13 protein-coding genes and 1 other RNA gene are annotated in these 10,128 nt (G+C 71.5%); 4 read left to right on the forward strand and 10 right to left on the reverse strand.

Going from position 1 to position 10,128, the window contains the following annotated elements; translation table 11 throughout:
* The first annotated feature begins 186 nt into the window (after positions 1-186).
* An RNA gene (gene rnpB / locus GWI24_RS32810) (RNase P RNA component class A) lies at positions 187-591 on the forward strand.
* A gap of 22 nt (positions 592-613) precedes the next feature.
* Here the strand turns inward: rnpB and GWI24_RS32815 are convergent.
* Positions 614-1,501, reverse strand: coding sequence for a helix-turn-helix transcriptional regulator (locus GWI24_RS32815; RefSeq protein ID WP_210949701.1), 888 nt, complete (start codon positions 1,499-1,501; stop codon positions 614-616).
* Positions 1,502-1,615: 114 nt separating this feature from the next.
* Here GWI24_RS32815 and GWI24_RS32820 point away from each other — a divergent pair, with 114 nt between their 5' ends.
* Positions 1,616-2,314, forward strand: coding sequence for an SDR family NAD(P)-dependent oxidoreductase (locus tag GWI24_RS32820; protein WP_210949702.1), 699 nt, complete (start codon positions 1,616-1,618; stop codon positions 2,312-2,314).
* A gap of 371 nt (positions 2,315-2,685) precedes the next feature.
* On the forward strand, positions 2,686-2,763 hold the full coding sequence (locus tag GWI24_RS46995) for a 50S ribosomal protein bL37 (RefSeq protein ID WP_370443954.1): 78 nt from the start codon (positions 2,686-2,688) through the stop codon (positions 2,761-2,763).
* An 86-nt stretch (positions 2,764-2,849) separates the two neighbouring features.
* On the opposite strand, the gene GWI24_RS32825 is transcribed toward GWI24_RS46995, so the two are convergent.
* The 5 genes from GWI24_RS32825 to GWI24_RS32845 form a co-directional block, all read right to left on the reverse strand.
* Positions 2,850-3,251: a VOC family protein gene (locus GWI24_RS32825; RefSeq protein ID WP_210949703.1), complete on the reverse strand. Its 402-nt coding sequence runs from the start codon at positions 3,249-3,251 to the stop codon at positions 2,850-2,852.
* Between the two features lie 37 nt (positions 3,252-3,288).
* The gene (locus GWI24_RS32830; RefSeq protein ID WP_210949704.1) at positions 3,289-4,518 is read right to left on the reverse strand and encodes a serine hydrolase; all 1,230 of its coding nucleotides are present in this window, start codon (positions 4,516-4,518) and stop codon (positions 3,289-3,291) included.
* 129 nt (positions 4,519-4,647) lie between these two features.
* Positions 4,648-5,172 carry a MepB family protein gene (locus tag GWI24_RS32835; protein WP_210949705.1) on the reverse strand — a complete coding sequence of 175 codons (525 nt, stop codon included), beginning with the start codon at positions 5,170-5,172 and terminating at the stop codon, positions 4,648-4,650.
* Between the two features lie 12 nt (positions 5,173-5,184).
* The gene (locus tag GWI24_RS32840; RefSeq protein WP_210949706.1) at positions 5,185-6,261 is read right to left on the reverse strand and encodes a tartrate dehydrogenase; all 1,077 of its coding nucleotides are present in this window, start codon (positions 6,259-6,261) and stop codon (positions 5,185-5,187) included.
* A 57-nt stretch (positions 6,262-6,318) separates the two neighbouring features.
* On the reverse strand, positions 6,319-7,209 hold the full coding sequence (locus GWI24_RS32845; protein ID WP_210949707.1) for a LysR family transcriptional regulator: 891 nt from the start codon (positions 7,207-7,209) through the stop codon (positions 6,319-6,321).
* 147 nt (positions 7,210-7,356) lie between these two features.
* On the opposite strand from GWI24_RS32845, the gene GWI24_RS32850 reads away from it, so the two are divergent.
* Positions 7,357-8,259, forward strand: a complete 903-nt coding sequence (locus tag GWI24_RS32850; protein WP_210949708.1) for an alpha/beta fold hydrolase — start codon at positions 7,357-7,359, stop codon at positions 8,257-8,259.
* Positions 8,260-8,266: 7 nt separating this feature from the next.
* Here the strand turns inward: GWI24_RS32850 and GWI24_RS32855 are convergent, their stop codons facing one another.
* The 4 genes from GWI24_RS32855 to GWI24_RS32870 all read right to left on the reverse strand — a co-directional run bounded on the left by GWI24_RS32855 (position 8,267) and on the right by GWI24_RS32870 (position 9,969).
* A complete protein-coding gene (locus GWI24_RS32855; protein ID WP_247617186.1) occupies positions 8,267-8,446 on the reverse strand; it encodes a hypothetical protein in 180 nt (59 codons plus the stop codon).
* A gap of 80 nt (positions 8,447-8,526) precedes the next feature.
* Positions 8,527-8,958 (reverse strand): DUF2267 domain-containing protein, encoded by a 432-nt coding sequence (locus GWI24_RS32860; protein WP_210949709.1) that lies wholly within the window; start codon positions 8,956-8,958, stop codon positions 8,527-8,529.
* A 109-nt stretch (positions 8,959-9,067) separates the two neighbouring features.
* Positions 9,068-9,706 (reverse strand): hypothetical protein, encoded by a 639-nt coding sequence (locus GWI24_RS45765; protein ID WP_247617187.1) that lies wholly within the window; start codon positions 9,704-9,706, stop codon positions 9,068-9,070.
* On the reverse strand, positions 9,706-9,969 hold the full coding sequence (locus GWI24_RS32870) for a UBP-type zinc finger domain-containing protein (protein WP_137977698.1): 264 nt from the start codon (positions 9,967-9,969) through the stop codon (positions 9,706-9,708). The genes GWI24_RS45765 and GWI24_RS32870 overlap by 1 nt, the downstream gene beginning before the upstream one ends.
* Positions 9,970-10,128 lie beyond the last annotated feature (159 nt).

The following is a 10,128-nucleotide window of genomic DNA, read 5'->3' on the forward strand; positions in this document are numbered from 1 at the left end:
CCGCGCACCGCCTGACCACCCGGCCCGGTGCGATGCCGCCCCTGCGGAGGCGGGGCCGAAGCGGCCACGAACCCGCGGACACGGACCGGGCGGCTGACCGGGCTGGGCGCGGTCCGGCCCGCCACCGGCCGGGACCGTCCGAGCCGACCGGGCTGCCCTTACGGGTATCATGGTCAACACGGCGGACGAGCCGGCCGGGCGGTCGCGTCGGGGTCCTTCGGGCCCCGCCGAGGAACGTCCGGGCTCCACACGGCAAGGTGGTGGGTAACGCCCACCCGGGGTGACCCGCGGGACAGTGCCACAGAAAACAGACCGCCGGACGCCGCGAGGCGACCGGTAAGGGTGAAACGGTGGTGTAAGAGACCACCAGCGTCCGAGGTGACTCGGACGGCTCGGTAAACCCCACCTGGAGCAAGGTCAAGAGGAGCCGCCGCACGGCGGCTCTGCGCGGACGACCGAGGGCTGCCCGCCCGAGTCCGCGGGTAGACCGCACGAGACCGGCGGCAACGCCGGTCCTAGATGGATGGCCGCCTCCCCGAGGGCCGCAAGGCCCCCGGGAGACAGAACCCGGCGTACAGGCCGACTCGTCCGCCGCTACGCGCCTGGCCTGGGCCTATGCCCTGTTCAGGGCGCTCGGCCAGGCCGCCGCGCTTCCCTCCTCCACCTGGTCCACCAGCCGGAGCTTGGTCTCGTCCTCGCTGCCGGGCACGGCGGTCATGATGACGATCTTGAGCTCGGAGTCGCCGTCGGTCAGGACGTCGCAGTCCACCGTGACCGGGCCCACCGACGGGTGGTCGATCGTCTTGTGGTCCTCGCGGTGCGCGGCCACCCCTCCGGCCGCCCATAGCTCGGCGAACCTCTTGTTACCCGCGTTCAGTTCACGGATCAGCGTGGCCAGGCGGCTGTCCTGGGGGAAGCGGCCGGTGGCGCGGCGCAGGTCGGAGACGACGGCGGCGTCGGTGGCGTCGCGGTCCGCCTCGGTCACCGGCCACAGCGCGAGGTGGGCGGGGCCGGCGTCCACCGGGAACCTGTCGCGGGCGAAGTTGCGCAGCCGCGGCGGCGAGGCGGCGGGATCGCCCAGCAGGGCGGCCCACCCATGGTTCCACCACACCAGTTGCCAGTCCGCCGCGAACACGGCGACCGCCACGTCCCCGAGGCGGACGAGCACCCGCCGAATGCCGGGTGGGAGATGGTCGGAGATGGCACCGTCCACCGGCGGAGCGAGCTGGGCCAGCCGGTACAGGTGGTCCCGCTCGGTGGTGGACAGCCGCAGGGCGCGCGCCAGGGACGCGACCACCGACGCCGAGGGTGTCGTGGCCCGCCCCTGTTCCAGGCGCACGATGTAGTCGACCGATACCCCGGCCAGGTCGGCCAGCTCTTCGCGTCGCAGCCCGGCCGCCCGGCGCCCGCGGGCCACCGGCAGCCCGGCGGCCGACGGGGGCAGCCGGTCCCGCCACGTGCGGATCATGGCGCCCAGTCCGGTTCCGGGTGTCGTCGGCATGATCCCCATCCTCCCGCGTCCCCGGCCGTGCGGGTGGGCGCGAGGGTGGTAGTGGTCTTCCTACCGTCGAAGTGTCCCTGGTCCGCCTCCGTCGTCGGGATCAGGATCGAACGCATGACGATCACCTTTATCACCGGAGCCAACAAGGGGCTCGGCCGCGAGACCGCCCGCCGCCTGATCGAGTGCGGCCACACCGTGCTCGTCGGAGCCCGCGACCGTGAGCAGGGCGAGGAGGCCGCCGCCGCGCTCGGCGCACGCTACGTCCCCATCGATGTGACCGACGACGCGTCCGTGGCCGACGCGGCCGAGAACGTCGCCGAACACGAGGGCAGGATCGACGTCCTGATCAACAACGCTGGTGTGCACGGCCCCGTCGGCGATCCCAGCGACCTCACCGCCGCCGACGCCCTCGCCGTCCTCGACGTCAACGTCGTCGGCGTCGTCCGCACCACCACCGCGTTCTTGCCGCTGCTGCGCCGCTCGGACGACCCTGTGATCCTCAACGTCAGCAGCGGTATGGGTTCCCTCGCCCTCACTCACGACCCCGACCGGCCCGAGTCGCACGTCGTCGCGCCGCTGTACACCTCCTCGAAGGCGGCGCTGACGATGTTGACCACGCAGTTCGCCAAGGGGCTCAAGGGCATCCGCGTCAACGCCGCCGACCCCGGCTACACCGCGACCGACCTCAACGGTCACAGCGGCCCCCAGACCGTCACCGAGGGCACGGACGCGATCGTCGCCCTCGCCACCGAGGGGCCGGGCGCCGGCACCGGACGCTTCGTCTCCCGGCATGGCGAGATCGCCTGGTCCTGAGACGGGCGGACCAGCAAGGTCGACGGGTGGGGATCCGTGACGCGACGTACAAGTGCGCCTGGTATGGGCGCACGCTCGTCGTGATCGACCGCTGGTTACCACGCCATGCACATCACCGCGGTGTGGGCCATGCTGATCGCGCTCAGCGGGGCGGCCCTGTCGGTGTTCGCCCTGCGTCGTCCCGCGCGGGCCGTAGTCCCCTCTTGGGAAGGCGGTGCCGCTCCGGCTCATGATGCTGATGCGCGGCGTGAGGTGTTTCACGGAGGGGCGTGATGTGTCGGGGGGCTGGGTAAGCGCGCCGCGATCATCGCTTGAGACGCCGAGGCAATCGGTACACATAGGGCGAAAAGCATTGCTGGAAAGGAGGCGACATGTCGTCGAAGCGACGTCGTAAGAAGAAGGCTCGTCGTAAGAACGGAGCCAATCACGGTAGCCGTCCCCAGTCCTGACCTGGGGCTTCCGCCGAGTTACGACGACGGGCTCCCCGAGCGCGTGGCGCCACCGCGCCCGGGCACGGGGAGTCCCGTCAGCCGAGCTACGAGGGGTTCGAGGTGTCCGGGCGGCCTCCGGCGCGTTCCCACTGGGCCTCGTCCCACTCGACGTATTCGATCTGGGCGCCACCGGGCAGCTTGGCGGTCAGGTTTCTGCCGGTGGGGACCGCCTGCGGGCCGCGTACGATCTCTGCGCCGGTCCGGGTGAGACGTACCTGGCATTCGTCCAGGTCGTCCACGATCAGCGTGGCCGACGTCGCCCTGTACGGCTCCAGTGTCCGCTCGTCTCCCGCCACCACCAGAACCCGGCCGACGGTGGCCAGCTCCAGGCCGTTCGGCATGGTGAAGCGGGTGGTGATCGGTTCACCGGTGAGGGCGGTGAGCGGTGCCAGCGCCGCGTCCAGGTCGGTGGCGTAGACGCGCGCGTAGGTGCGGAAGATACGCATGCTTACCAGCAAGGTGTGACCAGCCGCGGCTATTCCGCTAGGGGTGGCGGCTCTCGCAGAGGGCCGTTTGGACGGCGGCTTCCATGTCGGCGTCCTGGGCGTCCGTGCCGCCCGGGTCGAGGTTCACCATGACCGTCGCCTGCCTGCCGTCGGTCGTGGCGCCGCCCACCGTTCCGTATCCGGGGATGTCGCCGCCGTGGCCCCAGTAGAGGCCGCCGCAGGGCAGCGGCCTGCTCTCCAGGCCGAGGCCGTACGCCCGGCCGTCGGGGTTGCCGGTCGGGCGGGTCGTCATCATCTGCCGCTGTTGGGCCGGGCGCAGCAGCTTGCCGCGTACGAGCGCGTCCAGGAAGCGGTTGAGGTCGGTGCCGCTGGAGATCATGCCGCCGCCCGCGCCCGCGACCGAGGGGTTGATGGCGGTGATGTCCCTGAGCGGCGTGTTCTCGCCCGGCCGTACGTAGCCGCGCGGGTGCGGGCCGGGGATCGTCGGGTCGTCACCCGGTACGTACGTCTCCTGCAGCCCGAGTGGCGCGATGATGCGCCGGCGGATCTCCTCGCCGTACGTGTGGCCGGTGACCCTTTCGATGAGCAGACCGGCCAGCAGGTAGTTGGTGTTGGAGTAGCGCCAGTCGGTGCCGGGTGTGAAGGTCGGCGGGTGGGCGAGTGCGATGTTCACGAGGTCGCGGGGGTCGTGGTGGGCGAGGGGGTCCTTGAGGACCTCCTGCGGGGTGAGGTAGTCGAGGATGTCGGGCACGCCGCTGGTGTGCTGGAGCAGCTGGCGGACGGTGATGATCCGCCCGTCGTTCCCGTGTCCTCGGATGACACCGGGCAGATAGCGCTCCACCGGCGCGTCGAGGGCGACGCGATGCTCTCCGACCAGCTGGAGCACGACCGTCGCCACGAATGGCTTGGTCATGCTGCCGATCCGGAACCTGCTGTCGCGGTGCATTGGCGCGTGGCTCTTCACGTTCGCGACGCCGCTGGTCAGGACCGTGCTGCCGCGCCGGTTCCGCGTCTCTACGAGCGCTCCGGGCGCGCCGTCGACCGTGGTCAGCCGGTGCAGGATTTCGCGCAGGCGGAGATCGTGGTCCGCCGCGGTGGTCGTGGCGGCGGTATTCTGCCGCGGCGCGTCGTGATGCGTCGGTGCCGCCGCCGAGACACCCTGCGGGGCCACTGCCGCGACACCCCTCGGTGCCGCCGCCGCTAACCCCGCCACCACCGCCAGTGTGAGTCCGCCACTCAGCACCCGCCTGCGCTTGACGACGTTCATGTGCTCCCCCTCGAAGCTCCATCGCGACCGAATGGTCACGTTAGAGACCGCCGAGCCTGGGATCGATCCGGCCAGCCACCCCCATCGCCCTGGGGACAACCCCACCGCCCCGCCCGTACACGTGGGCGCCTACGGCCGGTAGAGGGCGCGGGCGTGCGCCGGGTCGGCGGGGCCGTCCTGGCCGAGGTGGAAGAAGTGGTTCACCTGCCATGCCTGTGTGCCGCGGGCCTGCCGGTTGGTGGTGGTCACCCACGGCGGGTAGACCCGGAACCCCCGCTTCCCGCCCCTGTCGTTACGGGAGACGACGCCGCGCTCGCACAGCACCGCGCACGGGAACACGAACTGCCCGAAGCCGTGGTCGTCCCGGCTGCTGATGATGAAGAGGTCCACCCCGTCGTCGGCGTCGAAGGGCCGGATGGGCCCGTCCTCGGACCGCTGCCACACGGTGACGAACTGCCCCACCTTCGTCGGGGCGGTTTTGGCCACGCGGAACCGGACCGAACGGCCGTCGAGCGTGAACCGACACGCCGCGTATTCGGCGCTCTCCGGCTCGGGCACCGGCGGCGAACAGGCAAAACCGCTCGGGTCGTACACCAATGCCTTCGCCGCCAGCAGGTCACCATGGAGCCCCGCCCATGGTTGATTTGTCACCATGCGGTCATTCTGTCATCGGAGCAGTTCGAGCAGCGCGTCGGTGAACTCCTCGGTGGTGGCCGTACCGCCCAGGTCCGGGGTGCGGACGGGAGTCTTCGCCAGGACGGTCGCGATGGCGTCGGTGACGCGGGTGGCCGCCTCGGGGTGGCCGAGGTGGTCGAGCATCATGGCGGCGGACCAGATCGCGCCGAGCGGGTTGGCGATACCGCGTCCGGCGATGTCGGGGGCGGAGCCGTGGACGGGCTCGAACATGGACGGGAAGTCGCGCTCGGGGTTGAGGTTGGCCGCGGGGGCGATGCCGATGCTGCCCGCGACCGCGGCGGCGAGGTCGCTGAGGATGTCGCCGAAGAGGTTGGAGGCCACCACGACGTCGAATCGCCGCGGGTCGAGGACGAACTTGGCGGCGAGGGCGTCGATGTGCTCCTGGTCCCAGGCCACCTCCGGGTGCGCGGCGGCGCGTTCGGCCACCAGCTCGTCCCAGAAGGGCATGGTGTGGATGATGCCGTTGGACTTGGTGGCCGAGGTGAGCCGACCGCCGCGCCGCTCGGCGAGGACGAAGGCGTAGTCGAGGACGCGGGTGACGCCCTTGCGGGTGAACACCGCTTCCTGGACGGCCATTTCCTCCGGGAGCCCCCGTCCGAGGCGGCCACCGATCTCGCCGTACTCGCCCTCGACGTTCTCCCGGACGACGACGAGGTCGACATCGCCGGGGCCCGCGTCGCGCAGCGGGCTGGGCACACCCTCGAAGACCCGGATGGGGCGCAGATTGACGTACTGCTGGAAGCCCCGGCGGATGGGGATCAGCAGCCCCCACAGCGAGACATGGTCGGGGACGCCGGGGTAGCCGACCGCGCCGAGCAGGATCGCGTCATGGCCGCGCAACTGGTCAAGACCGTCGTCGGGCATCATCGCGCCGAGGCTGACATGGCGCTCGCACGACCAGTCGAACGTCTCGTACGTGAAGCCGAGGCCGTGCCGGGCGGCGACGGAGTCCAGCACGCGGCGGGCGGCCGGGATGACCTCGTTGCCGATGCCGTCGCCGGGGATCAGGGCGATGCGGTGGGTGGTGGTCGTGCGGCGGTTCGTCATGGAGGGGATTGCAGCAGGGGAGCGACTTCCGCGTCCAAGACGCGGATCGCATGGGTCTTATAGGCCCGCCCTATGAGATTCCATGGCGGTGCTGACGAACGCCTCCGCCGCCGGTGTCAGCGGCGCCCGCCTGCTGACCAGGGCGATATGCAGACTGGTGCTCGGCTCCAGGTCCAGGACCAGGGCCCCCGCCCGCTCCGCGAGGCCGCGCCAGGCGTCGGCCACCACCGCCAGGCCCACGCCCCGCAGCACCAGCGGCAGGATCGACACCCGGTGCTCGGTCTCGACCACGACGGTGAGCGCCACGCCCTCGGCCACCAGGTCGTCGACGTAGCGGCGCATCCCCGTCCCCTTCTGGCCCACGATCAGCCGGTGTCCGGACAGCTGCTCATGGCGCACCGGCGCCCCGGGGCGGAACGGCCCGTCCGGGGGTGTCAGCAGCACGAAGGGCTGCTCGACCAGCGGATAGGTGCGCACATCGCCCTGCGGTACGGGGTCCGGGGAGGCCAGCAGCCCCAGCTCGCACACGCCGGTGCGCACCATCTCCGTCACATCGCGCGGGGTGAACGCGGCCTGCACGCGTACGGACACCGCGGGATGGGCCCGGGCGAAGCGGTCGATCAGGCCCGTCAGCGGCTCGACGGCCTGGGAGGGCGGGGCCGCGATGTCCACCTGGCCGCCGCGCAGCCCGTGCACCGACTCCACACTGGCCCGTGCGAGCTGGAGACTGCGCACCGCCTCCCGCGCCGGTCCGATCAGCGCCGTGCCCGCGTCGGTGAGGACCGCCCGGCGGCCGATGCGGTGGAAGAGGTCGCTGCCCAGGTCGCGCTCCAGGGCGCGGATGGCCTGGGACAGGGACGGCTGGGACAGATACAGCGCGGAGGCGGCCCGGTTGAACCCGCCGTGGTCCACCACGGCCAGGAAGTACTCCAGCTGCCGCACATCCACCGCGCCGCCTCCCCGCGCCTCGCCACTCCCGCCACCTTCGGCACCTTCAGCACCATCGGCGCCCTCACCCGTCCATAGGTGTTGCTTATAAGGATTGTCGTCAACGGGTCTTGGACGCGCACCGCGGGCGGCTGCTGGGATCGGGTCATGAGCGAGCAGCCGCTGGGCGACTTCGACCGCCGCACCGTCCACGTCGAGGGTGTGGGAATCAACGTACGCACCGCCGGGGACGGGCCGCCGGTCCTCCTCCTGCACGGCTATCCGCAGACCCATCTGATCTGGCACCACATCGCCCCGGCGCTCGCCGCCACCCACCGCGTGGTCCTGACCGATCTGCGCGGCTACGGCGACAGCGACAAGCCCGTGTCCGACGCCGAGCACACCCCGTACTCCAAGCGGGCCATGGCGCGCGACCAGCTGCTGGTGATGCGGGAGCTGGGCTTCGACCGGTTCGCGGTGGCCGGCCACGACCGGGGCGGCCGGGTCGCCCACCGGATGGCCCTCGACCATCCGCGCGCGGTCGCCGCGCTCGCGGTCCTGGACATCGTGCCCACGCGGTACGTCTTCCAGCACGCCAACAAGGACTTCGGTCTTGGCTACTTCCACTGGTTCTTCCTGGCTGCGGACCACGGCATCCCGGAGCACCTCATCGGCCAGGACCCCGCGTTCTGGATCCGCACCCGGATGGGGGCGCGCCACCGGGGCGGAACCCCGTTCGACGAGGCGGCCCAGGCCGAGTACATCCGCTGCTTCTCGGATCCCGCGGCCATCCACGCCAGCTGCGAGGACTACCGCGCCGCCGCCTCCATCGACCTGGTCCACGACGACGCGGACGCCGCCGCGGGCCGCCGGGTCACCGCACCGCTGCTGGCCCTGTGGGGCGCGCACGGTTTCGTCGGCCGCCACTACGACGTACCGGAGGTCTGGCGCGGTTACGCCGACGATGTGCGCGGGCAGGCGCTGCCGTGCGACCACTACCTTCCCGAGGAGGCGCCGGAGGAGACGCTGCGCCATCTGCGGGCGTTCCTCGGGAACCAGCGGAGTGTCTGACCGGGGATCACGGCGCCGCCCGGAGGTTCTGCTCCGGTGCGGCCGTCTCCTCGGCCGGGTCGGCCGCCCCGTCGGTCAACTCCCGTACGCTGCGGGAGCGGTGGGTCTCGTCGAACAGGGCGAGCAGATCCAGTGCGCGCAGGACGCTCCGTACGCCCTCGCCGCCCTCTCCGGCCGCCGTCCCCATCGCCGTCCTCCTCGCCGTACACCGCATAAGCCGCCTATCGGTGCGGCGGTACCACGGGCGGGGCAGGAGGCGGGAGTCGGCTACGGCGGTATGACGGTGACCAGGTCGGCGGGCATCCGGCTCCGGAGATCATTCCACTCGCCCTCGCTGATATGGCGCTGCAGGGCCTCCAGGACGGTGTGGACCAGATGTTCGGTGTCGCCCTGGATCGAGTAGGGGAAGTCGTGCCGGATCCGCTGGAAGAACTCCTCGCTGTGCATCTTCACGGGTGTCTCCGAGGGTCTCCACCCCTCGTAGTAGATGCCGCGCACCAGCATCGGGAGCTGTGCGCCGAACTGGACGGCCTCGTCCACCGTCAGCCGGTCCCGCAGCTGGTGCAGCACCGCGCGCAGGGCGGCGTAGGACTGTTTACGGCGCTCCTTGGGCCAGCCGTACGCGTCCTCGATCTCCTTGAGGAGGCGGTTGGTCTTGTCGACGGTCGTGTCGAACGCGGGAAAGCCTGTCGCAACCATCGTGTTCGTCCTTTCGATGCCTCAGAAGCCTCCTGGGGCGCTGGGGTGGCGGATGGGTGTCGGATCGCCGCTCGGGCGGGTGAGGCCGGCGGTGGTGTGGCCGAGGTGGTCATGGACGTGGACTGGTCTCCAGGGGCAGACAGCGGCGGCCCTGGCCCTCCCGGACACCGGCCGCCGCCCGGGCCTCGGCCTCGGCGCCGGTGAGCACGAAGCCCCGGTCCTCCAGGGCCAGGGCGCTGGAGAGCCAGTCGGTGCAGGGCTTGGTCCCGATGAAGACGAACAGCGAGCAGGCGTTCAGGACGCGGCGCTCCCCGGTGCGGCGGTGCTCCACCACGACCGCCCGCAGGGCGTCATCGCCGCGCGCCTCGCGGACCTCGGTGTCCAGCGCCACGCTCACCCGCGGATGGCGCTCGATCTGGTCCACCAGATGGCGGGACATCCGGGAGCCCGGATACGAGCCCGTGATCAGCAGGTGCACCCGGGGCACCCGCTCGTCCGGGGTGCCGTGGTGCTCGATGATCGCGATGGTGCCGCTGAGGACGACGAGGAAGTCCGTGCCCCGGTCGCCCTCGCGGAAGACCGCCTCACTGGCCGCCACCGACCGGCGGGTGCCGTGCCCGGAGAGGAACGCGATCCGCTGATCCGTCAGCTGATCCGTCAGCCGCGGAAACGCGCCGTACGGATCCGGGGTCTCGTCCGGTGCCGCTCCCTCCGGTGCGGTGTCCGGGGAACGGTCCTCGCCCGACATCAGGCCATGGCCTCGTGGGCGTAGCACCACCGCCAGGTCTCGCCCGGTTCCATGGGCTCGACGATGGGGTGTTCCTCGGCGTACGCGTGGGCACGGGCGTGCTTGAGCGGCGAGGAGTCGCAGCACCCCACATGTCCGCAGGTCAGGCAGAGACGCAGATGGACCCAGGGGGACCCCAGGCGCAGGCACTCCTCGCACCCCTCGGGGCTGCGCGGGGTGACCGGGCGCACCATCGACAGGTGCGGATCGGGCTCGATGGCCATGGCGTTCACCCTTTCTCGTTTCCAGGATGAGCAGGGACGGGACGGCCCGCACCTCGAACCGCGGGGCGGTCCGGAGGGTGCGGCCGATGGCGGGGCGGGGCGGTCCGGTGCGGCATCGCGCTCACGCGGCCTTCCCGAGTCCGGCGATCTCGGGGTGCC

It is taken from the genome of Streptomyces sp. MK37H (assembly GCF_018035285.1).
Taxonomy (GTDB): Bacteria; Actinomycetota; Actinomycetes; order Streptomycetales; family Streptomycetaceae; genus Streptomyces; species Streptomyces endocoffeicus.